The organism is Streptomyces sodiiphilus (assembly GCF_039529215.1).
GTDB lineage: Bacteria > Actinomycetota > Actinomycetes > Streptomycetales > Streptomycetaceae > Streptomyces > Streptomyces sodiiphilus.
The window spans coordinates 43839-67006 of sequence record NZ_BAAAMJ010000070.1; the positions used below are offsets into that span (position 1 = coordinate 43839).

The 23168-nt window shown below is 72.9% G+C and carries 24 protein-coding genes; 10 read left to right on the forward strand and 14 right to left on the reverse strand.

Annotated features, from left to right (window positions below):
- Positions 1–45: 45 nt before the first annotated feature.
- The 3 genes from ABD299_RS22690 to ABD299_RS22700 all read right to left on the reverse strand — a co-directional run bounded on the left by ABD299_RS22690 (position 46) and on the right by ABD299_RS22700 (position 1642).
- The gene (locus ABD299_RS22690; protein WP_344265961.1) at positions 46–387 is read right to left on the reverse strand and encodes a DUF2516 family protein; all 342 of its coding nucleotides are present in this window, start codon (positions 385–387) and stop codon (positions 46–48) included.
- A 104-nt stretch (positions 388–491) separates the two neighbouring features.
- A complete protein-coding gene (locus ABD299_RS22695; RefSeq protein ID WP_344265878.1) occupies positions 492–1193 on the reverse strand; it encodes a hypothetical protein in 702 nt (233 codons plus the stop codon).
- 20 nt (positions 1194–1213) lie between these two features.
- Positions 1214–1642 carry a helix-turn-helix domain-containing protein gene (locus ABD299_RS22700; RefSeq protein ID WP_344265881.1) on the reverse strand — a complete coding sequence of 143 codons (429 nt, stop codon included), beginning with the start codon at positions 1640–1642 and terminating at the stop codon, positions 1214–1216.
- A gap of 198 nt (positions 1643–1840) precedes the next feature.
- On the opposite strand from ABD299_RS22700, the gene ABD299_RS22705 reads away from it, so the two are divergent.
- The 3 genes from ABD299_RS22705 to ABD299_RS22715 all read left to right on the forward strand — a co-directional run bounded on the left by ABD299_RS22705 (position 1841) and on the right by ABD299_RS22715 (position 4773).
- On the forward strand, positions 1841–2995 hold the full coding sequence (locus tag ABD299_RS22705) for a helix-turn-helix domain-containing protein (protein WP_344265884.1): 1155 nt from the start codon (positions 1841–1843) through the stop codon (positions 2993–2995).
- 354 nt (positions 2996–3349) lie between these two features.
- Positions 3350–3901, forward strand: a complete 552-nt coding sequence (locus tag ABD299_RS22710) for a hypothetical protein (RefSeq protein WP_344265887.1) — start codon at positions 3350–3352, stop codon at positions 3899–3901.
- 293 nt (positions 3902–4194) lie between these two features.
- Positions 4195–4773, forward strand: coding sequence for an ATP-binding cassette domain-containing protein (locus ABD299_RS22715; RefSeq protein ID WP_344265890.1), 579 nt, complete (start codon positions 4195–4197; stop codon positions 4771–4773).
- Between the two features lie 140 nt (positions 4774–4913).
- Here the strand turns inward: ABD299_RS22715 and ABD299_RS22720 are convergent, their stop codons facing one another.
- Complete coding sequence (locus ABD299_RS22720) at positions 4914–5264, reverse strand: winged helix-turn-helix transcriptional regulator (RefSeq protein ID WP_344265893.1); 351 nt, start codon at positions 5262–5264, stop codon at positions 4914–4916.
- A gap of 50 nt (positions 5265–5314) precedes the next feature.
- On the opposite strand from ABD299_RS22720, the gene ABD299_RS22725 reads away from it, so the two are divergent.
- Positions 5315–6202 carry an NAD(P)-dependent oxidoreductase gene (locus ABD299_RS22725; protein WP_344265895.1) on the forward strand — a complete coding sequence of 296 codons (888 nt, stop codon included), beginning with the start codon at positions 5315–5317 and terminating at the stop codon, positions 6200–6202.
- Positions 6203–6219: 17 nt separating this feature from the next.
- Here ABD299_RS22725 and ABD299_RS22730 read toward each other — a convergent pair whose 3' ends face one another.
- Together ABD299_RS22730 and ABD299_RS22735 are read right to left on the reverse strand one after the other, a co-directional pair.
- A complete protein-coding gene (locus ABD299_RS22730; RefSeq protein WP_344265898.1) occupies positions 6220–6348 on the reverse strand; it encodes a hypothetical protein in 129 nt (42 codons plus the stop codon).
- Positions 6345–6575: a hypothetical protein gene (locus ABD299_RS22735; protein WP_344265901.1), complete on the reverse strand. Its 231-nt coding sequence runs from the start codon at positions 6573–6575 to the stop codon at positions 6345–6347. The genes ABD299_RS22730 and ABD299_RS22735 overlap by 4 nt, the downstream gene beginning before the upstream one ends.
- A gap of 215 nt (positions 6576–6790) precedes the next feature.
- Here ABD299_RS22735 and abc-f point away from each other — a divergent pair, with 215 nt between their 5' ends.
- Positions 6791–8407, forward strand: a complete 1617-nt coding sequence (abc-f, locus tag ABD299_RS22740) for a ribosomal protection-like ABC-F family protein (RefSeq protein ID WP_344265904.1) — start codon at positions 6791–6793, stop codon at positions 8405–8407.
- Here abc-f and rox read toward each other — a convergent pair.
- The 3 genes from rox to ABD299_RS22755 all read right to left on the reverse strand — a co-directional run bounded on the left by rox (position 8397) and on the right by ABD299_RS22755 (position 13078).
- Positions 8397–9848, reverse strand: coding sequence for a rifampin monooxygenase (gene rox, locus ABD299_RS22745; protein WP_344265907.1), 1452 nt, complete (start codon positions 9846–9848; stop codon positions 8397–8399). The genes abc-f and rox overlap by 11 nt on opposite strands.
- 25 nt (positions 9849–9873) lie before the next feature.
- Complete coding sequence (gene helR / locus ABD299_RS22750; RefSeq protein ID WP_425581399.1) at positions 9874–12072, reverse strand: RNA polymerase recycling motor ATPase HelR; 2199 nt, start codon at positions 12070–12072, stop codon at positions 9874–9876.
- Between the two features lie 163 nt (positions 12073–12235).
- Positions 12236–13078 carry a nucleotidyltransferase domain-containing protein gene (locus ABD299_RS22755; RefSeq protein WP_344265910.1) on the reverse strand — a complete coding sequence of 281 codons (843 nt, stop codon included), beginning with the start codon at positions 13076–13078 and terminating at the stop codon, positions 12236–12238.
- A 121-nt stretch (positions 13079–13199) separates the two neighbouring features.
- Between ABD299_RS22755 and ABD299_RS22760 the strand changes: the two genes are divergently transcribed.
- On the forward strand, positions 13200–13583 hold the full coding sequence (locus ABD299_RS22760; protein WP_344265913.1) for a VOC family protein: 384 nt from the start codon (positions 13200–13202) through the stop codon (positions 13581–13583).
- A 27-nt stretch (positions 13584–13610) separates the two neighbouring features.
- On the opposite strand, the gene ABD299_RS22765 is transcribed toward ABD299_RS22760, so the two are convergent.
- The gene (locus ABD299_RS22765; RefSeq protein WP_344265916.1) at positions 13611–14027 is read right to left on the reverse strand and encodes an ankyrin repeat domain-containing protein; all 417 of its coding nucleotides are present in this window, start codon (positions 14025–14027) and stop codon (positions 13611–13613) included.
- 75 nt (positions 14028–14102) lie between these two features.
- On the opposite strand from ABD299_RS22765, the gene ABD299_RS22770 reads away from it, so the two are divergent.
- The 3 genes from ABD299_RS22770 (at position 14103) to ABD299_RS22780 (ending at position 18407) form a co-directional block, all read left to right on the forward strand.
- The gene (locus ABD299_RS22770) at positions 14103–15296 is read left to right on the forward strand and encodes a sensor histidine kinase (RefSeq protein ID WP_344265919.1); all 1194 of its coding nucleotides are present in this window, start codon (positions 14103–14105) and stop codon (positions 15294–15296) included.
- 23 nt (positions 15297–15319) lie between these two features.
- A complete protein-coding gene (locus ABD299_RS22775; protein ID WP_344265922.1) occupies positions 15320–16012 on the forward strand; it encodes a response regulator transcription factor in 693 nt (230 codons plus the stop codon).
- A gap of 220 nt (positions 16013–16232) precedes the next feature.
- Positions 16233–18407, forward strand: a complete 2175-nt coding sequence (locus ABD299_RS22780; protein WP_344265965.1) for an MMPL family transporter — start codon at positions 16233–16235, stop codon at positions 18405–18407.
- Positions 18408–18480: 73 nt separating this feature from the next.
- Here ABD299_RS22780 and ABD299_RS22785 read toward each other — a convergent pair whose 3' ends face one another.
- From ABD299_RS22785 to ABD299_RS22795, 3 genes are all read right to left on the reverse strand, one after another.
- Positions 18481–19557 (reverse strand): aminoglycoside phosphotransferase family protein, encoded by a 1077-nt coding sequence (locus ABD299_RS22785; RefSeq protein WP_344265925.1) that lies wholly within the window; start codon positions 19555–19557, stop codon positions 18481–18483.
- A gap of 88 nt (positions 19558–19645) precedes the next feature.
- Positions 19646–20338, reverse strand: coding sequence for an HAD family hydrolase (locus ABD299_RS22790; protein WP_344265928.1), 693 nt, complete (start codon positions 20336–20338; stop codon positions 19646–19648).
- Positions 20339–21235 (reverse strand): winged helix-turn-helix domain-containing protein, encoded by an 897-nt coding sequence (locus tag ABD299_RS22795; protein WP_344265931.1) that lies wholly within the window; start codon positions 21233–21235, stop codon positions 20339–20341.
- Between the two features lie 156 nt (positions 21236–21391).
- On the opposite strand from ABD299_RS22795, the gene ABD299_RS22800 reads away from it, so the two are divergent.
- Positions 21392–21574, forward strand: coding sequence for a hypothetical protein (locus tag ABD299_RS22800; RefSeq protein WP_344265934.1), 183 nt, complete (start codon positions 21392–21394; stop codon positions 21572–21574).
- Between the two features lie 169 nt (positions 21575–21743).
- Here the strand turns inward: ABD299_RS22800 and ABD299_RS22805 are convergent, their stop codons facing one another.
- Positions 21744–22988, reverse strand: a complete 1245-nt coding sequence (locus ABD299_RS22805; protein ID WP_344265937.1) for a GNAT family N-acetyltransferase — start codon at positions 22986–22988, stop codon at positions 21744–21746.
- Positions 22989–23168 lie beyond the last annotated feature (180 nt).

Below are 23168 nucleotides of genomic sequence, written 5' to 3' on the forward strand. Positions count from 1 at the left end.
GCGAGTGAAAGAAGAGGCTTTGTTACCAGTGGTGTGAGATACCGCTCATCGCCCGCCGTTCCAGGGGCCGTAGGGGCCGTCGCTGCTGCTGCCGCCCTTGCGGAACCCGCCGCCCCCGCCGGTGATGGCCTGGATGGCCGGCCGGACGTCGACGATGTAGACGATGGCGGCGATGGTGCCCGCGAGCACCAGCAGCAGCCAGGGCACGAACAGCTGCACGGCCACCGTCAGCCCGAGGATGATCAGCCAGAACTGCTTGGTCTGCTTGTCCGCCGCGGGGAACGCGTCGGCCCGCTGCAGGGCGGCATGCACGAAGGCGAAGATGCTCAGCACCAGCAGCCCCAGGAAGATAAGGCTCACCAGGGAGCTGAAACCCGACATCAGCATGCTGCCCACCACCGTCTCGTGCGTCTTCGGACATCCTCCACGCTACCGGCCGCGCGGCCGGGCCGTCAGCCCGCCCGCGCGACCGATGCGATCACGCCCCGCGCTCACGCCTGCGGCGGCGTCTTCCGGGGGCTCTTGGGCGCCGTCTTGCGGGCCGACGTCGCCTTGCGCGGCTTGGGGGTCGTCGGGGACTTGCGGTCCTTGGCCGGTCCGGCCGCCGGACCCGCCGTCGTCTCCCCGGCCTCCGTGCCGGCCTCTTCCCCGGCCGCGGTCCCGGCCGCGGTCCCGGCCGCGGTGCCCGTCTCCGTGGCGGCGTCGACCTCGGCGGCCTTCTCCGCGGCGGGCGCGCCGTTCACGCTCTCCGCGGCCGGTTCCGCCACGGGCTCGGCGGCCGGCTCGGTGAACGGCTCCGTCACCGGCTCCGTCACCGGCTCGGTGAACGGCGCCGACTGCCCGGCGCGCTCGACGGTCACCTCGGGGGCGTCCTCGCCGTTCTTCTCCGCGCGCCTGCCCTCCAGGGCCTCCTTGCCGCGCTCGGCGAGCTCGTCGTAGGTCTCGCGGGCCTTGACGGCGTACTCGATCGCCAGGCCCGCGCCCTGCAGTGCCAGGGTCTGCGCCTGCTCGCGCAGCCGGGGCAGCTCGACCTCGCGGACGGCCTGCAGCCGCTCGGGGGCCTGCTCGCGCAGCTTGTCGAAAGTGGCCGGCAGCGTGCGCAGCTTCTCCGCGGCGAGGTCGACGGTGCCGGCGGCGAAGTACAGCGGAGTGGAGTTGCTCAGGGTCTTGCGGAGGTCGTCGGTGATAGCCATGTCGTTCGCCTGCTCCCAGGTCAGTTGCTGTCCGGGCCGGTTCGGTCCGGGTCGGTTCGCTCCGGGCCGGCGCGGTCCGGCTCCGTGTCGTTCTCCCGGCGGAAGGCTTCGTAGATCTGGAGCAGCGCCTGCCGCTGCGGGTCGGTGAGCCCGGGGTCGGCGGCGACCGCCTCCCGGACCCCCGGCCGCCGCGCACCGTGCGCGGCCTGCTCCGGGTCCCGCTCGTCGAGTATTCCGGCCTGCACGTACAGCGTCTCCGCGGAGATCTGCAGGCCCTTGGCGATCTGCTGCAGGATCTCCGCGCTCGGCTTGCGCAGCCCGCGCTCGATCTGGCTGAGATACGGATTCGAGACCCCGGCCGCGTCGGCGAGCTGCCGCAGCGACAGCTTGGCCTGCCGCCGCTGCTCCCGGAGGAACTCGCCGAGGTTGCCGACATCGAACGAAGCCATGCCTCCAGCGTGCACCCGCGTGCTAACAAATGCAAGCACATGCTTGCTGGAGTGTCGCACCCCACACCCGCACCGCTCGTGCGAAGGGCGCCCCCCGGGGCGACTTGCTTGATGCGGTGACTTGCCTATAAGTGTAAAGTAGCCTTCATCGGCAAGTTTGCTGGATGGTGCGAAACTTAACTGTTGGGGATGGGTGCAATGGCCGGCGGGCTTCACAGTGAGCGGGAGTTGCTTCAAGCCGGCTTGGCGCGCCTTCGTGACCTTCTGGGGGACGGCTGGGCGGTTGCCCCACTGCTCACTGAGTTCTCGGGGACGCGCGGCGGGCGATTCGATGCCCTCGTCGAGGTGAGTTCTCCGGGGGGTGAAGATGGCCACTCCGCGCGGTTGCTGGCCGAGGTGAAGACCCACATCACTCCCAAGGACGTCGAACAGGTGCTCCTGCCGATGAGGGATGCGATGCGGCGAGTGGGGTCGGACAGCCGGCTTCTGGTCATCTGCCCCTGGGTGTCACCCAGGGCCCAGCAGGTTCTCCGGGACCATGGCATCGGTTACCTCGACATGACCGGGAACGCGTGGCTGAGACTTGACCGGCCGGCGGTCGTCGTGCGCACGGACGGGGCGGTCCGGAGCCCTCGCCCGCATTCCGCCCGTTCCCCGAAGCCGCAGCTGGCCGGGGCGAAAGCCGGTCGCCTGGTGAGGCTTCTGGCCGATGTCCGCCCTCCCTATCGCGCCGATCCGCTCGCCAAGGCTTCCGGTCTGAGTCTCCCCTATGTTTCCCGGCTTCTCGATGCGCTGGAGGAACAGCTTCTGGTGCGGAGGGACAGCCGTGTCGTCACCGAGGTGGACTGGCCCGGGATTCTGCGCCTGCGCGCCGGGCAACTCAGCCTTCTCAAGAGTCATACGTATGTCAGTGCGATCGCCCCCTCCGGGCCGCAGCAGGTCGTCAACCGGCTCCGGCATCAGGTGGCCGTTGCGGGCCGGGAATTTGCGGTGACCGGAACTCACGCCGCTCATACCGTCGCTCCGCTGGCTGTGGGCGGGCAGCTGATGATCTATGTGCCCGACTCGCCCGGCGCTGCCGAGCAGATGATCCAGGAAACAGGGCTGCTGCCGACCGACGAAGGCGCCGACGTTCTTCTTCTGCGAGCCCGGGACGAGGTGGTCTTCCAGCGTGCCCGCACAGTCGACGGAGTGCGGTACGTCGCGCTGAGTCAACTCGCCCTTGACTGCTTGTCGGGTCCCGGTCGCATGCCTGCCGAAGGCGAGGCCGTGGTGAGCTACATGGCCGGCAACGAGTCGGAGTGGAGGGTCGGTTCCCTCGAGGAAGTGCGCCCGGGCGGCTCGCCGGAATAGGATGCACGCTCCGCTGAAACACATTCAAGGAGTGTCGTGTTCAAGGTTCCGGAAGGTGTGGATCCCGGTGAACTGACCGTCATTGCCAGGCGTGTACTCCTCGACGGAGTAACCGCGCTCATACACCAAATCGATGCTCTGACGATTGTGGGTGCACAGGCGGTTCACCTTCGAACATCTGAATCGCCCTTGCGTGGTGCGTCATTCACATCGGACGCCGATATCAGTATCGATCCGAAGCGTCTGGGGGACGAGCCGCTCCTGCAGGAAGCTCTTCGCGAAGCCGGCTTCGAGCTGATGGCCCCGCACCAGCCGGGGTTGTGGGCCCGTACCGAGTGTGTCGGGGGAAAACCCGTGCCCATCGAACTCGACCTGCTCGTTCCCGAGCGGCAGGCACCCACAGCCGGACGCCGCAGTGCGGAGATGCCGCCGCACCACAAGATGGCCGCGCGTCGCGTACCGGGCCTCGAGGTCGCTTCCGTGGACCGTTCCCTGATGCTCGTTCCCAGCCTGGAACCGCGAGAGACGCGGTGTGTGCCGGTTCACGTGGCCGGGCCGGTGGCTCTGTTCGTGGCGAAGGCGTTCAAGATCAGAGACCGTCTGACGCAGGGCGGCGACCGGGACCGGCTGACCGACAAGGACGCCGGGGATGTCCTGCGCCTGATGACAGCGGTTCCCGTCACGGAAGCAGTCGCGTCCTTCTCCGAGTTGCGCGAGGAGCCGGATGTGGGGGACATCGCGGACGAGGGTGCCGGGCTGCTCGGGTCTCTCTTCGGAGGGCGACGCACCCCGGGAGTGGACATGGCGGTCAGGGCTCTGGCCGGTGACATGCCCGAGCAGCGGGTCCGGGCACTGGCACCGGCCTACGTGGCAGGCCTGAAGCAGTCGCGGAGCCCGGCGCTGTGAGCCGCTGCCCCGCCGGGCGGGAAATCGCTGGGGGGAGCAGCGCGGGCGTTGCTAACCCCTCGCGGCGCTCGGCGCACTGGACGAGGCGGCGCTCGCCATGGCCGGGGGCGACCCCGGGGCGGACGACCGCTACGCCGCCGCGCTGGACGCCGCCGCCCGGCTCGACGCGTGGGACGCCGCACGCCGCGTCGATGTGGCACTGCAGGCGCTGGGCGCCTGCACCGACCCGGACCGGCCGCTGGCCACGCTGTCGGTCGGGCAGCGCTACCGGGTCCGGCTGGCGTGCCTGCTGGGTGCATGGCGTCACCGTCGCCGGGCGGCTGGCCGGTCCGGTCGATCTCATCCTCGACGGCGGCGACCGGCTGCTCGTCACCGGAGGGAACGGCGCCGGCAAGTCCACGCTGCTGGCGGTCCTGTCCGGCGCTCTCCGGCCCACGGAGGGGTACGTGCGGACGGCGGAGGGGGCGCGGGTCGTCAGGGTCTGCCAGGAGACCGCGGCACTGGATCCGGCACTCACTGCCCGGGAGGTGCACGCCCGCCACGTGGGGCGGCTGGTGGCCCGCGGGGTGCTCCGCGACAGCGAGGCCGCGCCGCTCGGAGGGCTCGGGCTGCTGAGCTCAGAGGCGATGCGCGTTCCGGTGGGACGGATGTCGCAGGGGCAGCGAAGGCGCCTGGACCTGGCGCTGGCACTGGCAGGGCGGCCCGGCCTGCTTCTGCTGGACGAGCCGACCAACCACCTGTCGTCGCTCCTGGTGGACGAGCTGACCGAGGCGATCCGCGGGACGACCGCCGCTGTCGTCGCGACGCACGACCGGCAGCTGCTGCGGGACCTCGCCGACTGGCCCCGGCTGGAGCTGAGACAGGCCCGGTAGGGGGGAGAGGAGCTGCTTGCCCGTCGCCCGGGTACCCACTTTTTTGTGGGTACTTGGCGGCGGGCGGCGGCGGGGGGACTCTGGTGGAGGGCGGCAGGAGGGCCGCCTGATCCGGAGGAAGCGGGGGACGGGGTGGAGTGTCATGGGCTGGGCCGGGCCCCGGTGAGTCTCTCCAGGCGGCGGTGGCCCCAGTCGGAGAGGGGAGCCAGCGCCTCGGACAGGTCCCGGCCGAACGCGGTCAGGGAGTACAGGGTCTTCAGGGGGAGGACGTCGTGCACCTCGCGGTGCACCAGCCCGTCGGCCTCCATCTCGCGGAGCGCCTGAGTCAGCACCTTCTCGCTCAGGCCCGGCAGCCGCCGGCGCAGCTCGCCCGGGCGCTGCGGGCCGGATTCCAGCAGCCACAGCAGGGTGGTCTTCCACTTGCCGTCGATCACTGCGATAGCGGCGGTCACCCCGCAGACATCCGTGTCCCGGGCGCGGCCACGCGTCATGTTCCGCCTCTTTCCGATGCCATGTTTCCGCAATTCTCATAGGAGTCGATATGTCCTCGCACGCCGGACAGTCTGCCGTCACCGTCCTCGGTCTGGGGCCGATGGGCCGGTCCCTGGCGGGCGCGTTCCTGGACGCCGGGCTGCGCGTCACGGTCTGGAACCGGACACCGGGACGGGACCGGGAGCTGGTCGCGCGGGGTGCGGCCGGTGCGCGGTCGGCCGCGGAAGCGGTCGCCGCGAGCACGGTGACCGTGGTCTGCGTGGTGAACAACGACGCGGTGGACGCCATTCTGCGACCGGAAGCGGTCACCGCCGCGCTCAAGGGGCGCACGGTGGTGAACCTGACCGCCGACACGCCGGACCGGGCCCGGGACGCCGCCGCGTGGGCGGCCGGGCACGGAGTGCGCTACCTCGACGGCGCGATCATGACGCCGGCCGCGACCATCGGGACCCCGGCCGCGGTCTTCCTGCACAGCGGCCCGGAGGCTCTCTACCGTGAGCACCTGCCCGTGCTGGAGGCGCTGGGCGGCACCCACACCCACCTCGGTGAGGAGACCGGCCGGGCGGCGGCGTACGACATCGCGCTGCTGGACATCTTCTGGACCGCGATGGCGGGCTGTGCGCACGCCCTGGCGGTGGCGCGGGCCGAAGGCATCACCGGGCAGGAGCTGGCACCGTTCGCCAAGGGCATCGGCGACATCCTTCCCGCGATCTTCGAGGAGATGGCGCGGGAGGCCGACGGCGGGGACTTCCCCGGCGACGACAACCCGATCACCTCGGCCGTCTCCTCCATGGCGCACATCGTCCACACCTCCGAGGCGCACGGGATCGACGCGGGCGTGATGCGGGCGGCCGAGGGCATGGCCCGCCGGGCCGTCGGCCGGGGACACGGCGCCGACGGCTTCACCCGGATCGCCGAACTCCTGGGCCGCCGCTGAGTCCTGCCCGCGCACCGTCAGGGGCGGAGGTCGCGCACGGTGCAGCGCAGCCCGGGGGCAGCGGCGATCTTCTTGTCCAGGGTGACGAGGTCGGCGCGCAGAAGTTCGGCCAGAGCGGCACAAGCGGCGTCCCTGCGGACGATCACCCGGCGCGGGCTTCCCGGGCGGTCCGGAGGGTGTCCAGGATGTCGTGGGCGGTGACGCCGCTGCCGGCGGCGATGTCGCGGGTCTCTGCCAGTGCCTCGTCCAGGGTCGGGATGCCGGCCTCGGTTTCCCTTATGTCCGACACGTACGCCTGCGGGGGCGTGCTTGCCCGGGCTGCGTCGGCCCTGAGGGTGTCCTCGCGGACCTCGCGGACTTGAATCGTGGCCATGCGGGCATTTTCGTCCCATGCGGGGGCGAGGCAAGCGCGGAGGCGCGCCGTGCTCCCCGGGGCGGAAAAGCGGTTGCCGGGTGGGGGCGGGTGTGTGAGGGTTTCGGTGCATCTGTTGTCGCAGTGATGGAGCAGGCCGATGCGGCACCGCAGCATTCACCAGGTCCCGCGGCCCACGGTGGCCGTACCGCCCCCGAATGCTCCGGAGCTCGCGCATGCCCACCCAGATCACCGCCCTCGACCTCACCAAGTCCTACGACGGCCGGGTCGTCCTCGACTCGGTCAGCTGCTCGCTCGGAGCCGGTGAACGCACCGGGATCGTCGGCGAGAACGGCTCCGGCAAGAGCACCCTGCTGCGCCTGCTGGCCGGGCGGGAGCGGCCCGACACCGGAGAGGTCGTCGTCCGCGCCCGGGGAGGCGTCGGGTATCTCCCCCAGGACGAGCCGCTGCCGCCCGGCCTGACCGTCCAGGGCGTGGTCGACCGCGCCCTGCGCGAACTGCGGTCCGTCGAGGCCCGGTTGCGCGTGCTGGAGTGCGCCATGGCGGACGGCGACACGTTCGGTCTCGCCGAGTACGGCGAGCTGCTGACCGTCTTCGAACTGCGCGGCGGCTACGACGCCGACGCTCGGGTGCAGCGCGCCCTGCACGGCCTCGGCCTGGCACACCTGGGCCGTGAGCGGCACGTGGCCGGGCTCTCGGGAGGCGAGCGGGCGCGGCTGCGGCTGGCCGCCGTGCTGTCCGCCTCGCCGGAGGTGCTGCTGCTGGACGAGCCGACGAACCATCTCGACGACAGCGCGCTCACCTGGCTGGAGGACCACCTGCGCACCCGGCGCGGCACCACCGTGGCGATCTCCCACGACCGGCTCTTCCTGGAGCGCGTCGCCAACGTTCTGCTGGAGGTGGACGCCGACCGGCACACTGTCGTCCGCTACGGCGGCGGCTACGCCGGATACCTCGCCGGCAAGGCCGCCGCCCGGGAGCGCTGGGCGCAGCGGTACGCCGCGTGGCAGGCCGAGGTGGACCGGGTGCGGGAGGCGGCGGCGACCACCGCGCGCCGGGTCGCGCCCGGCCGGGCCATGACCGACCGGAACAAGATGGCGTACGGCCGGGCCGCGGGGCGCGTGCAGGCCTCCCTGGCGAGCCGGGTGCGCAACGCGGAGGAACGGGTGCGCCGCCTGCTCGCCGACCCGGTGCCGCCACCGCCCGAACCGCTGAGCTTCACCCCCGTCCTGGGCGCCGGGGAAGTGCGGGGCACCGTCCTGGAGGCCTGCGGGGCAGCGGTCACCGGGAGGCTCGGGCCGGCGAGCCTCACCCTGGAAGCGGGCCGGCGGCTGCTGGTGACGGGCCCGAACGGGTCGGGCAAGAGCACCCTGCTGCGGCTGCTCGCCGGTGAACTCGCCGCCGACCGGGGGCAGGTGACCCGCCGTGGCCGGATCGGGTACCTGCCGCAGGAGCCGGACGCGGGCCGGCCGGACCGCACGGTGCTGGAGGCGTTCGCCGAAGGCCGGCCGGGTACTCCGGCCGAGCACAGCCGGCGCCTGGTGTCCCTGGGCCTGATCGCCCCCGAGCGGCTGACGGCGCGGGTGGGTGCGCTGTCCACCGGGCAGCGCCGGCGCCTGGCGCTGGCGCGGGTGCTGGCCGAGCCCGTCGACGTACTGCTGCTCGACGAGCCGGCCAACCACCTCTCGCTCGCGCTGGCCGAGGAGCTGGAGGCCGCCCTGGACGCGTGGGACGGCGCCCTGGTCGTCGTCAGTCACGACCGCCGGCTGCGGCAGCGCTGGCGGGGCGCCCGCCTCCACCTGGGCGCGGACGCCGGGGTCGTCACGCCGTGAGCCGGTGGCGGGCGGGGGCGCCGAACCAGCGGGGCAGCACGCCGAGCAGTTCCCGCTGATCCTCGCCCGCCCAGGCCACATGGCCGTCGGGCCGCAGCAGCACCGCCGGTGCGTCCGGTTCCCCGGCATCGCCGACGACGTGGACTGTCCGGTCTGCCCAGCCTGTCACCGAGAGCCGGCCGGTCCGGTCGAGCAGCAGCCCCCGGCCGTCCCGCATCAGCTCGTAGAGGCGTCCTGGCCCCAGCTCCATGTCCCGCAGCCGCCGGCCGAGCAGCGGGTGCCCCTCACCGAGGTCGTAGCGGACCCCGATCGCGGTGATCTTCTCCATCAGATGCCGGTTGACGACCTCGAAGTCCATCAGCTCCGACAGCAGCCGGCGCACCGAGCGGGAGCCCGGTTCGGTGGACATCAGCTGGATCTGCGCGCGGGTGTTGTCCAGCACGTCGGCCGCCACCGGGTGCCGTTCGGCGTGGTAGCTGTCCAGCAGCCCTTCCGGCGCCCAGCCGTTGACCTCGGCGGCCAGTTTCCAGCCGAGGTTGAAGGCGTCCTGGATGCCGAGGTTGAGGCCCTGTCCGCCGGCCGGCGGGTGGATGTGTGCCGCGTCCCCGGCCAGCAGCACCCGGCCGGTGCGGTAGCGCTCGGCAAGCCGGGTGGCGTCGCCGAAGCGGGAGAGCCACCGCGGCGTGTGCACCCCGAAGTCCGTTCCGGCGACCAGCCGCAGCTGCCGCCGGAAGTCCTCCAGGTCCGGCGGGGCCGTGCGGTCCCCGGCCACGCCCTCCGCGGGCACCACCACCCGGTACACCCCGTCCCCGAGCGGCATGAGGCCGAACCGCTGCTCCCTCTCCCGGACCTCGGCCACCACGGCGGTCACCTCTTCCGGCGGTGCGGTCAGCTCCATCTCGCCCAGCAGGGTCTCGACCCGGGAGGGCTCGCCGGGGAAGCCCACCCCGAGCAGGGCGCGGACGGTGCTGCGTCCGCCGTCGCAGCCGACGAGATGGCGTGCGCGCAGCCTGGTGCTCCCGTCGGCGAGCACGGCGGTCACTCCGTGCTCGTCCTGGCTCAGCCCGGTCAGCGCGGTGCCGCGCCGGATCACGGCGCCCAGCCGGGTCGCGTGCTCGGCCAGCAGACGGTCCGTCACCGTCTGTGGAATGCCCAGGACATAGCCGTGCGCGGTGTCCAGCCCGCCGGGCGGGGGCTTGGCGATGCCGGCGAAGAAGCCGCCCGCGGGATACGTCCGGCCGTGCTCCAGGAACCGCTCCAGCAGCCCGCGCTGGTCCATGATCTCGATGCTGCGCACATGCAGCCCGAGCGCCCGGACCTCCCGGGGCGGCTCCGCCTCCTTCTCCAGTACGAGCGTGCGCACGCCGCGCAGCCGCAGTTCGATGGCCAGCATCAGCCCGGTGGGCCCGCCGCCGACGATGATCACATCGGTATCTGCCATGAGAACCTCTGTTCCGGTCGGGCCGTCAGCGGCCGGTGAGTACGACGAGTTGCCCGGTCGCCCTGGTCATCGCCACGTAGCGGTCGACCGCGCCCTCGGTGCCGGTGCCGAATGTCTCGGGGTCGATGAGGACGACCAGATCGAACTCCAGGCCCTTGGCCAGCTCCGGCGTCAGCGACCGGACGCGGTGGTCCAGCCGGAACGTGACGCCACCGGTGTCCCCGGCGCCGATGACGCAGGCCGTCCCCTCGGCGTGTGCGGCGAGCCAGGTGCGGAGGACCGAGTTCAGCTCCGCGGCCCGGCCGTGCACCACCGGGGCGCCGCCGCGGACGGACAGGGGCACGTTGGCGTCCGGGAGCGCGGCCCGGATGACCTGTTCGGCCTCCGCCATGACCTCCCGCGGGGTCCGGTAGTTGATGGTCAGCGAGGCCACGTCGATCCGGTCGAGCCCGATGCGCTTCAGCCGTTCCTGCCACGACTCGGTGAATCCGTGCCGGGCCTGGGCGCGGTCGCCGACGATGGTGAAGCTGCGCGAGGGACAGCGCGCCAGCAGCAGCTGCCACTCGGCATCGGTCAGTTCCTGCGCCTCGTCCACCACGATGTGCGCGAACGGACCGGCCGGCGGTCCGGGATCGGTGGAGGGCAGCGCGGTCTCGTCGATCAGGCTCTCCCGCAGGTCCCGGCCGTGCAGCATGGTGACCGCGCCCTCACCGTCGTCATCGGCCCGGAGCACGTTGTCGATGACATCGGCCATGCGCGCGCGTTCGGCGGCGAGGGCGGCGCCGCGTCGGCGTGCGCGCCGTTCGGCGTTCACGTCGCCGAGCCGCTGCCGCGCCGCGTCCAGGAGCGGCAGATCGGAGAGCGTCCAGGCGCGGGGGTCGGCCCGCTGGAGTCTGCGGACGTCGCCGGGGCTCAGCCAGGGGGCGCACCTGCGCAGATAGGCGGGCACCGTCCAGAGGTCACCGACCAGGTCGGCCGGATCGATCAACGGCCACGCCCGGCCCAGGGCCGCGGCGAGTTCCCGGTTGCGCCGCACCGCTCGGCGGAACGCCGCGGACGTGTCCTCGTCCGCGGGCCCTTCCGGCACGATCCTGTCCTCCAGGATCTCGGTCAGCGCCTCCCAGATCTGGTCGCGCGCCTCGTTGTGCGGGGTGCCGGGGTCCGGGGCGTCGAACGCCTCGGCCCAGTCGGCGGCGCTCAGCGGAATGTCGTACCCGTCGACGGTGACCGTCATCGCCTCGGGCGGCGGCTCCTCGTAGAGCCGGACGGCCGGTTCGATCGCCTTCACCATGCGGGCGGCGGACTTCAGGCGGGCCACCTCCGGGTCGGCCTCGGCCACCGCACCGGCTCCCTCGGCGACCAGGTCCCGCAGCGTGCAGATCCGCACGCCCTCCTCGCCGAGGCTGGGGAGCACGTCCGAGACGTAGGACAGGTAGGGCTGGTGGGGGCCGATGAACAGCACGCCGCCGCTCCGGTGGCCGAGGCGGGGGTCGGAGTGGAGCAGGTAGGCGCAGCGGTGCAGGGCGACGACGGTCTTGCCCGTGCCCGGACCGCCGTCCACGACGAGGGCGCCGCGGGAGTCCGCACGGACGATGGCGTCCTGGTCGGCCTGGATGGTGGCGAGCACGTCACGCATGCGTGACGTGCGGGTGGCGCCCAGAGAGGCGAGGAACGCGGACTGGTCGTCGAGGGCGGCATGCCCTTCCAGCCCATCGGCGGTGAACACGTCGTCCCAGTAGTCGCTGATCCGGCCGCCGGTCCAGCGGTACCGGCGGCGGCTGGCCAGGCCCATCGGACGGGCGTGGGTCGCCGCGAAGAACGGCTCGGCCGCGGGGGCGCGCCAGTCGGTCAGCAGACGGCGGCCCGCGCCGTCGGTGAGGCCGAGCCGCCCGATGTACAGGGGCTCGGGTGCGTCCGCATGGACGATGCGGCCCAGGCACAGGTCCAGGCCGAAGCGGCGCAGCGCGCGCAGACGGCCGGTCAGCCGGTGGATCTCCGCGTCCCGGTCCATGGCCTGGCGGCCGAGGCCGCCGGGCGCCCGGCGCGCGGCGTCGAGGCGTTGGGACAGTTCCGTGACGGTCCCCTCCAGGCTCTCCGCTACGGCCGCGAAGTGGCGCTCGTCGTCGGAGATCAGCGCCGGGTCAGCCTTGGCGGAGAGGCGGGGCGGCAGGTCGAACGCGCTTCCGCGCGCCGACGGCCCCAGCCGGGACAATTCCGTATGCACGTCGCAGATCTCCTGTTTCCTCAGGTTCCTGTTCAGGCGGGAGATTCTGCGCCACGAAGGGGGTCTTGCGGCAAGGCCCCCTGTGTGCTATAGGTTGAGAGTGGCAAGGAGAGGGCTCTCTCCTTGCCTTTCTTTTTCTCCGGGTGGTGCCGCCCTCACGGGGTCAGGGGCGTGGGGCCTTCTCGCCGTGCGCGGCGGTGTACTCGGCGGCGAGCCAGGGGCCCAAGTCCTCGGTGAGCATGCGGAGAAGAGCTGGATCGGCGACCGGGGAGCGGGCCAGGCGGGCGGCGGTCCGCATCTGCCCCGCGCGGCCCGGGTGGTAGCGGGCGAAGATCTCCGCCGACCTCTCCAGGTCGCTGGTCCAGCCCTGCCAGCGGGGCATCACCAGGGTGAAGCCGGTGCGGACGATGCGGCGGGCGACGGTCCGGGTGAGCCGGCGCAGTTCCTCACCGGTGGCCGCGGCGGCCGCCCGTTCGCGCCAGCGGGGCAGGACGCGCGCGAGGTCACCGTTGGTCTCCCTGGCCAGCAGGGACGTGGGCCGGTAGCCCGGCAGGCGGGCGGCGAGGTCCTCGCCCAGCAGTGGGGTGCACAGGCAGGCGACGAAGAAGCCGAGGTCGTGGCGCTCGGCCTCGCTCAGCACCGAACCGGCGTCGGCCAGCAGGATGCCGACGCCGTCGGCCTCCGGGTGTGCCCGGTCGAGGGCGTCCGCCATGGCGTCGGCCCGCTCGCGGTCGCCACGCGCGGGCGGCCGGTGCAGGATCAGCAGCAGGTCGAGGTCGGAGACGCCGGGGACGGCGGTGCCGCGCGGGACGCTGCCGTAGAGGTGGGCGCTGTGCAGACCGAGGGCGCCGGACTCCCGGACGATGATGGCGCGGGCCGCGGCGACGACGCCGGTGAAGGCGCCGGGCACCCGGTCCAAGGCGCCCTCGCGGGCGATCGTCCCGTCCGGGTTCAGCCCTCGCCCGGCAGGGGTCTCCGTCCCGGCCGTCACGCCCGTTCCGTCCATGGGACCACTGTGCCCGACGCCCCTGGCCGGTGGTCGCCCGGCTTCCGGATGCCGCTGTCAGTGCCCGGGCCGACAATGAGCCAGGAATGGGGGCAAGGGCCCGGAGAGAGGACGCGGCGGAATGAACTGGACGCTCGAAGTGGTGGTCGTTCCCGTGACGGACGTGGAGCGGGCCAAGCGTTTCTACGCCGACCAGGTGGGCTTCCACCTCGATTTCGACGAAGAGGTGGTGGAGGGCATCCGGGTGGTCCAGCTGACCCCGCGCGGGTCCGCCTGCTCGATCATCGTCGGCACCGGGGTGGGCGCCGGTGAGCCGGGCTCGCTGCAGGGCGTGCAGCTGGTGGTGTCCGACATCGAGGCGGCCCGCGCCGAACTCCTGGAGCGCGGGGTCGAGGTCAGTGAGATCAAGCGTCTCTCCGAGCAGGACGGCGGCACGTTCGTCTACTTCCGCGCCCCGGACGGCAACGGCTGGGCGGTACAGGAGATACGCGCCCGCGCCGCCTGACCCGCCGCCCGGCGCGGCCCGCCGCGGTCACCGGGACTCGAACAGCTCCAGCAGTTCGGTCCGGCCGAACATGCGGGCGGTGTCGATGGCCGAGGGCTGTCCGGCTGCCGGGTCGGCGCCGCCCTCCAGCAGGACCCGGACGACCTCGTCCTCGCCCTTGAACACCGCGCCGGCGATCGGGGTCTGGCCGCGGTCGTTGACCCGGCTGGGGTCCGCTCCGCGGTCCAGCAGGACCCGGACGGTTTCCGGGTGGCCGTGGTAGGCGGCCAGCATCACCAGGGTGTCGCCCTTGTCGTTGCTGAGGTTCGGCGGAACACCGGCGTCCACATAGGCGGCGACGGTGTCGGTGTCCCCGTGCCGGGCCAGTTCGAAGATCTTCGCCGCGAGCTGGAGCACCTCCGGGTCGTGTGCGGGCTCGTCGCTCGCGGGGGCGGGGCCGGTCATCGTGTTGCCTCCTCCGTCGGGAACCGTCGAGCGCAGCACACCGCTGCGGGTGTCAGCCTACGTACTCTTCCTGCCATGCACTCGTTCCTCTCGCGTGTCCTGCCGCGGGACCGGCTGCTGCCCGTGGTGGCGGCGGTGTTCGCCGTCGACACCGGGCTGTTGCTGGCGAATCCCCCGGACGAGCCCGCCGGGCGGACCGTGTTCGGATGGATCCTGGCCGGCCTGACCTGCGTGGTGTTCGCCTTCCGCCGACGGTGGCCGGTGCCGGTGGCGGTCGCGGCGCTGCTGGCCGCGGCCGTGTACTACCCGACGGGCAGTCATGACGGTGCCACCCCGACCATCGTGTTCGTGCTGGCGATCTACACGGTCGCCGCCCGGGGCCGGCTGACCGCCGCGGTGACGCTTGCCGCGGTCACCGTACTCGCCATGGCGGGCGCGGAGATCTTCGCCCGGTCCGTGCGGGGCGAGGGCAACGTCGACAACATGTCGCTGGTACTGCTGACGGGATGGCTGCTGGCACTGGTCCTGCTGGGCCACGCCCTGCGCGTCCGGCAGGACTACCTGCGCGAGGCGGAGCAGCGGGCCCGGGCGGCGGAGGGGGAGCGCGACGCGCGGGCCCGGTCGGCGGCCACCGAGGAGCGGCTGCGGATCGCCCGCGAGGTGCACGACGTGCTGGGCCACAGCCTTTCGCTGATCAACGTGCAGGCCGCAGCCGCCGTGCACCGCAGCGCCCGGCGCCCGGGGGAGACCGGGGAACTGGTGCGGACGCTGGAGTCGGTGCGGGAGACCAGCCGGGACGCCCTGCGCGAACTGCGGGCCACGCTCGGGGTGCTCCGCCAGGCCGACGAGGACGCGCCCACCGAGCCGGTGGCCGGGCTGGAGCGGGTCGGCGAGCTGGCGGAGCGGGCACGCGGTGCCGGCCTGGAGGTGTCCGTGCGCGTGTCCGGCGATCCGGCGGGCCTGCCGCCGCAGATCTCGCTGGCCGGGTACCGCATCGTGCAGGAGGCGCTGACCAACACCACCCGCCACGCCGCGGCCTCCGCCGTGCGGATCGAGTTCGTCCGGACGGCGGCCGGTCTGCGCGTGACGGTGGAGGACGACGGGCGGGGCGCGCCGGGGGAGCGGCCGGGGAGCCGGGCGGACGGAGGAAGCGGGCTGAGCGGCATGGCGGAACGGGCCAGGGCGCTGGGCGGGGAGTTCACCGCGGGCAACACCGCCTCCGGGTTCCGGGTGGAGGCCCGGCTCCCGCTGCCCGGCGACGGGCGGTGAGGGCGCGGCATACGCTGGGCGCCATGACAGCGGAACGGCCGGACGGCGCACGCGTGAAGGTGGTGCTCGCCGACGACCAGCACCTGGTGCGGGCCGGGTTCCGGTCCATCCTCGACGACGAGGACGACATCGAGGTGACCGGGGAGGCGGCGACCGGCGCCGAGGCGGTGCGGCTGGCCCGCGAACTGCTCCCCGACATTGTGCTGATGGACATCCGCATGCCGGAGCTGGACGGGCTGGCGGCGACCGAGCGGATCGTGGCCGACGAGCGGCTGGCGCGGGTCCGTGTGGTCATCCTGACCACCTTCGACATCGACGACTACGTGTACCGGGCGCTGCGGGCGGGCGCCTCGGGGTTCCTCGTGAAGGACACCGAGCCGATGGAACTGCTGCACGCGGTGCGGGTCTGCGCGCGCGGCGACGCGCTGATCGCGCCCGCGGTCACCCGGCGGCTGATCTCCGAGTTCGCCGGGCGGTCCCGCAGGCCCGATCCGGCCCCGCGGCTGCGCGCCCTGACCGCGCGCGAGCGGGAGGTCATGGGCCTGGTCGGGCAGGGGCTGACCAACGACGAGATCGCCCGGCGGCTGGTGCTGAGCCCGGCCACCGCGAAGACCCACGTCAGCCGTGCGATGACCAAGCTGGGCGTCAGGGACCGGGCGCACCTGGTCATCCTGGCCTACGAGTCGGGGATGATCCGGCCCGGCTGGGCGGACTGACGCACGGGCGCGGGGGCGGGCCGGGTACGCCCGGCGTGGTAGGCGGCCGGGCGCGCGTACCACCGGTGGGGCAGCGGAAGTGTCCGCCGCGGGCCGACGACGGCGGGGGTGCCGGTGGCCGACGGTGAGGGCATGGAAGCGTCCGGCCGCCATGGCGCGGCCGGGCGCACGCGCGCACCGGCAAGGAGTGACCCCTGTGTCCACGTCCGTCAACCCTCCCGTGGGAGCCCCGTCCGCCGCCTCGGCCGGCGCGCCGCCACCGGGCCGGGGCAGTGTCTTCGAGCGGGTCGCGGGATTCGCCCACCGCCACCGGTGGACCGCCATCGGCCTGTGGCTGCTGGTGCTGGCCGGGGTGCAGGTGCTGGCCGGCGCCGTGGGCGACAACTACCGCGACGATCACTCCATCGGCGGTGCCGAGTCCGAACAGGCTCTGGAGCTGATGCGGGAACACGGCTCGGCGCAGGCCGGGGACAGCGTGCGGATCGTCCTGCGCGACGAGGCGGGCCTGCGGGAGTCCGGCAGCCGCCCCAGGGTCGAGGCGATGCTGGCGGAGGTGGCGGGGCTGCCGAACGTCGCGGCGGTGCGCAGCCCGTACGAGGACGGTCCGGCCGTCTCGCCGGACGGGACGACCGGCTACGCGACGGTGACGCTGTCGGTGCCCTCGGCCGAGATGCCCCGGGAGGACACCGAGCGCATCGCGCGGACGGCGCAGTCGGCGGCCGGTGACGGTCTGCGGGTGGCGCTGGGCGGGGACGCCGCCCGGGTGCTGGCGGAGGGCGAGGGCGGGGCGGCCGAGGGGGCGGGCATCCTGGCCGCGCTGGTCATCCTGGTGTTCATGTTCGGGTCGGTGCTCGCCGCCGGGCTCCCGGTGATCGTGGCCGTGTTCGCGGTCGGCAGCACCCTGGGCGTGATCGTGCCGGCCTCGCACGCCTTCACCGTCGCCTCCTACACGCCTTACGTGATGATGCTGGTCGGTCTGGGGGTGGGGATCGACTACGCGCTGCTGGTCTTCGCCCGCTACCGCTCGGAGCTGCTGGAGGGTGCGGACAGCGGCGGGGCGGCGCGCCGGGCGCTGGACACCGCGGGACGTTCGGTATTCTTCGCCGGCTGCGTGGTGATCATCGCGCTGCTGGGGCTGATGGCGCTGGGGCTGGGGGGTCTGGGCGGGATGGCGCTGTCGGTGGCGCTGACGGTCCTGCTGACCATGCTCGCCTCGCTGACGCTGCTGCCCTCGCTGCTGGCGCTGTTCGGCGGCCGGTTCGAGCGGACCCTGCGGGCGCGGGCGGCCCGCCGGGCGGGCCGGGGCCGGGGGGCGTCCGGTGACCGGTGGCGCCGGTGGGGCGCAGCGGTGCAGCGGCGGCCGGTGGCGGCTCTGCTGGTGGCGGTGGCCGCGCTGGGGGCGCTGGCCGTTCCGGCGCTGGATCTGCGGCTGGGGTTCGCCGACGCGGGCAACGACCCGGCGGGCAGTACCAGCCGGGAGGCGTACGACCTGCTGGCCGAGGGGTTCGGTCCCGGGTTCAACGGGCCACTGGTGGTGGTGGCCCACGACGGTGGCGGGCAGGCCGAGCGGGCGGCGCGGGAGGCGAGTGGTGTGCTGAACGGCACGCCGGGGGTGGCTCTGGCGACCGAGCCGGTGCCGGCCGGGGACGGGCGGGTGGCGACGGTGATCGTCTTCCCGGAGTCGGCGCCGCAGGACGTGGAGACGTCGGACCTGGTGCACGCGCTGCGCGGGGAGGTGCTGCCGCGGGTCGCGCAGGACACCGGGGCGGTCCTCCTGGTGGGCGGCGCCACCGCGGCGGTGGTGGACTTCTCGGACGCGGTCGGGGAGCGGATGCCGCTGTTCGTGGCGATCGTGGTGGGCCTGTCCACGCTGCTGCTGGTGGCGGTCTTCCGCTCGGTGCTGATCCCGCTGAAGGCGGCGGTGCTCAACCTGCTGAGCATCGGCGCCGCGCTGGGTGCCGTGACGCTGGTGTTCCAGCACGGCCGGCTGGGCGTGGAGCCGGGGCCGGTGGAGGCGTTCATCCCGGTAATGATCTTCGCGATCGTCTTCGGGCTGTCGATGGACTACGAGGTCTTCCTGGTCTCGCGGATGCGTGAGGAGTGGGACCGTACCCGTGACCACGGCCGTGCGGTCCGCGAAGGGCTGGCTCACACCGGTGCGATCATCACCGCCGCGGCGGCCATCATGATCGTGGTCTTCGGTGCGTTCATGCTCAGCGACGACCGGATGCTCCAGCAGTTCGGATTCGGCCTGGCGGTCGCTGTCCTGATCGACGCGCTGGTGATCCGCTGCCTGATCGTCCCCGCCGTGCTGCGGCTGCTGGGGGAGCGGTCGTGGTGGCTGCCGGGGCCGGTGGGGCGGGTGCTGCCGCGAGCGGAGGCGGGCCGGCACTGAGAGGCCGGGCGCGGGTATGGGGAGCGGGCGGACCGGTGGCCCGTCCGCTCCCCGCCGCGCCCCGGTGCCCGGCTCAGCCGGCGCGCAGGGCCGCGTAGGCCGCCTCCACGTCACCCGGGCTGGGCACCCGGCGCAGCCGCAGCGGCCCGGCCGCACTGTGCAGGACCGCCGGAATCGCCTTGGCGGTGCGGGCGAGCCGCGCGGGCAGCTCCTCCCCGGGGGCGTCCAGCACGGTCAGCCCGTGCCGGATCACATCGGTGAAGACCGACTGCACCCGCTTGTAGCGCAGATAGCGGGGCAGATCCGCGGCCATGCCGGCGGAGGCACCGGGGAGGGCGGCCTCCACGGTGCGTGCCCACATGGCCAGGACGTCCCGCTGCTGGGCCTCCGGATACCGCATCAGGTGCAGATGGGTGGCCAGGTCGTACAGCGGGTCGCCGAGCAGGGCCAGCTCCCAGTCGATGGTCCACAGATCACCCGCGGCTTCGTCGACGATGAGGTTGTCGCGGTGCAGGTCGCCGTGGAGCAGGCAGGCCGGCCGGTCGGCCAGCCTGTCGGCGTCCCGGGCCGGCGGCCCGTCCTCGGCCAGCACGCCCGGGTCGATGCCCAGCGCCGTGAACAGCCCCTCGAAGACCGGCCGGTGCACCTCCCAGACGCGTTCCCGGGTGAAGCGGACCAGCCAGTGGAGGAACTCCGCGCTGTCGCGGGGCCACTGGCCGGGCGGGCAGTCGTGCAGCAGCGCCAGGGCGGCGGGCCGCACGGTGGCCAGCCGGCCGAAGAGCTCGGACAGCTGGTCGAGCTGGCGGGGGGTGAGCGCGGTGCCCGGGGGGTGCGGCCGGGACAGCGGCTCCCCCTCGATGTAGCCGTGCGCCCGGATCTCGTTGCCGATCGGTCCGATCAGGTAGACGGGTGCGATGCGCGGCACGCCGAGCAGGGCCAGCTCGATGAGCAGGTCCTCCTCGACGGTGAAGCACCGCGGGTCGAAGTGGTGGATTCCTGGTCGGGGCCCTCCTGTCTTCAGCCTCCCGAGGGGGGCCAGTTCGCCTTCCGGGCGCAGCACGTGCCAGTCCCGGTGGTATCCGTTGAGCCGGCCCTCGACGGGGCCGGGTGGAGGCGTCCGCAGGGACGCCGCAGGTGTCGGCTGGCTCATCGCGACTCACTTCCGGTGTGCGGAAACGGATCGGAACAAGCAGCACCGTACGCCCGCGGCGGCCAGCGGCCGGCGGGCCGAATGGGGTTCAGTCGAAGGTGGGGGAGGCGGTCAGGGTGAGGATGCGTTGCAGGGAGCGGGTCACATGACGTGCGCCGGCCTCGCGCAGCGCGCTCTCTCCGGCCGTGTCACGCGCGTAGCCGATGAAGGGCACTCCGGCGGACCGTGCGGCGGACAGATCGACCGGGGTGTCTCCGATCATCAGTGCACGTGAGGCGGGCGTTCCGGTGGAGCGCAGTGCACGCAGCAGGGGGTCGGGGTGGGGTTTGAGGAGCGCCATGTCCCTGGTGCGTCCGTGCACCCGGCCGTTCACATGGCGGACCAGGTCGTGCAGGCGCAGGTAGCGCTCGACCGCGCGCGGGGAGTTGTTGGTGACGACGGCGATCTTCCGGCCCTGCGCGGTGAGTGCCGCCAGGAGTTCGCCTGCGTGGGGGGTGGGCCGCGCGCTTTCGGCGGCGGCGGTCTCTTCGCGGGTGAGGGCTTCCTCCAGCCGGCGGACCAGGTCCGGGTCCGGCTGCTGCTCTTCGATGCCGCGCAGTACCTCGTGCGGATCGGCGGACACGGCCAGCGCGGGGGTCAGCAGCGCCGACGCGTCCAGTTCCGCTGCCAGCTCCCGTAGCCGCCGGGCGATCGATTCCGGCGAACGGCTGGCGAACAGCGAGCAGATGGGGCCGTCGAAGTCGAAGAGAACACAGTGGGCATTACCGATGAGTTCCCTCATCTAACCGAGTGTGACCGGTTGTGCGATGGTTGACCAGAGGGCCTCGAACCACAGCCGGGACTCCTCGACGAAGGCCGTCTCCTGTTCGTCGCGGCTGTCCTTGTCGGAGGAGGAGCGGAAGATCTTGGAGCTGAGGCCCAGTACGTCGAAGATCTCCATCTGCTGCTGCTCGTACTCCACGACGCGCGGGACGACCCGGTAGTAGCCGGTCAGCACCTCGGTCCCGTTGAGCACGTAGAGCTTCTGCAGCGGGGTGATGGCCACGGCCCGGATCTCCACCCGCACCTCCGGCACCAGCTGGCGCTCGGCGAGGGAGAGGAGCTGGTGACGCAGCGAGACGGAGAAGGTGCGGGTGAGCTCCTTGAGCCGGGCCAGCGGGCGCGGGTCGTCCGGGTCGGTGAGGAGCCGGGGGAAGGCCAGCCGGGCGTCCGGGCTGGGCAGCAGCACCCGGACGGTGATGGAGCGCGGCGCCAGCTCTCCCGCCGCGATCGCGATGAGGGGGGCCGCCAGCGCGGAGCTGAGCGTCTCGGTGGTGAGCGAGAAGGCGTCGATGGACACGTGTTCGGCCTGGAAGGCCAGGCCGATCCGGTCGGCGACCTCGACTCCCGCCGGCCGGGGGGCGTCGTTGAGGGCCGGCGCGGTGACGGTGGCGGGGGCGCCGCGGCCGCGCGAGACGAGGTAGCCCTTGCGCTCCAGCTCGGCGAGGGCCTGCCGGATCACCGTGCGGTTGACACCGAACTCCTCCACCAGGGCGCGCTGGGTGGGCAGCCGGGAGTTCCGGGGCAGCTCGCCGGAGTGGACGCGTTGGCGCAGTACTTCGGCGATGTGGTCGGGAGTGTGCCGCCGGTGGGCGGCGGGGGGATGCGGGGTGCCGCTGGGAGTGCTCTCCTGGCTCACGTCGTCACCCTACAACTTTCGGACAGATACGGAACGTTGCTATCCCATCGTTTCCGTGCACCTGCCAACTGGACATAATAAGACCATGGTTGGTCGCCAACTTCAACCAACTGCCTTGAAGTTTCCCCCAGTTGACATGATGTGAGGAGGGGTTACGTGCTCATTTCCACTCTCACTGTCGCTGCCCTCGCCATCATGGTGGAGCGGGCGGTGGAGACGCAGTTCGGCATCGCCGGGGTCATCGGACTGATGGTCCTGCGCACCGGACTCCGCAAGCGCAACGTCACCTGCGTGTGCGTCGGGCTCACGGTCCTGGTGATGCTCGCGGTGAACGTGTAGCCGCCCGCACGGTGGGTGCGGGCGACGCGGCGGAAGACAGCGGAACAGCAGCAGAACGGTCGGGTGAGCGGTACAGGACAGGTCGACGGGCAGGAGAGCCGGTCACGGAGAACCGGCGGACATGACGGAGAAGAAGACGGAACCCATCAGTACAGCGCGACCGGCGAGGTCAGAAGATGTCCGGGCACCAGGGACGGCGGCCGGTGCGGAGCAGGGCATCGGCCCGGGCCACCGCACCGGCCCGCTCCTCGTCCACGCGGCCGAGGGCGGCGAGCCGGGCCGCGGTGACATCGCCGAGACACAGTGACCCCAGGGTGCCGATCTCCATCGAGAGGTCGGCGGCCCGGGTGGTCGGGGAACAGTCCGCCCCCTCGGGGGAGGCCCGCAGCGCGAAGCGCCCCCCGGCCAGACCCATCGGATCCCGCACGTCCAGCACCAGCTCGCCCTCGGCGGCGTAGCTCCGGGAACCGAGGACCAGCGGCACATCCAGCGGGCGCATCCAGAGGAAGTCGTTCTGGCTGCGCACCGCTGCCGCCCGCCGGTCCGGCAGCAGATCGGGCAGCAGGTCGTCGGGGGCGCGCTCCTCGGCCTCGATCCGCATGATCCAGTCCACCGACAGCAGGAAGTGCCACAGTGCCCGCTCGGCGGCCGGCGTGGTGGCGAACAGATCACGGACGGTCGCCGTCTGCTCCGAGCGCCAGCCCTCCCAACGGCTGTCGGAGGTGTAGGTCAGCATCCCCTGCGGCACGCCCCGCGCGTCCCGGTACACCACGAAGAACGGCTCCGGCCAGGGCGCGGGGCCCAGCACCACCTCGCCGGTGGCCAGCCGCCACCACAGCTCGGACCGGTCCACCGCGCCGGGCTGCCCGGCGCGGAAACGTTCGTGCAGCTCGGGGCCCAGCTTCCGGACCTCCGCGGCGTCCGCGAAGGACACCTCGCCACCGTCCTCCGGCCCGGCCCGGTGCGGGTCGCGGCCCGAGCGCAGGACATCGACCCGGAAGGCGGTCGTGGTGGTGGCGGGCCCGAAGCCGAAGCGGCCGTAGATGCGGTACTCGGCGGCGATCAGGGTGGCGACGGCGTCCCCCCGCTCCTTGGCCGCGGCCAGGTCCTCGGCCATCATCCGGGTCATCAGCCCGCGCCGCCGGTGGGTGGGGAGCACCGCCACATTGGTGATGGCGTTCGACGCCAGGCTCGCGCCGCCGACATGGGTCAGCCGCTGGTCCACGCTCCGCAGAGCGGCCACGCACCGCCCGCCCCCGTCGAAGACACCCCGGGCCCGTGAGTAGTCGAGATGCTCCCGCCGCTTGGCCACCTGCTCGTCGGTGAGCGTGGGCGGCATGGTGAAGCCGGTGTTGACGGCGTGGTGCCAGGCGGCGATGTCGTCGGGGCCGATGGTGCGCAGGTCGAGAGCCATGGGATCGACCCTAGACACGCGGGAGTGACGGACGCCACGGTTTATCACCGCGTCCTCCGGGGCCTGTGAGGCCTGCCCCCGGCCCGGCGGTGACGGGACGGAGACGGGACAGTGACATCAAGCCGCGCCGCTCGCCGGCGGCGATGGCGGGAAACCACCGCCCGCGGCGCCCCGCCCCGC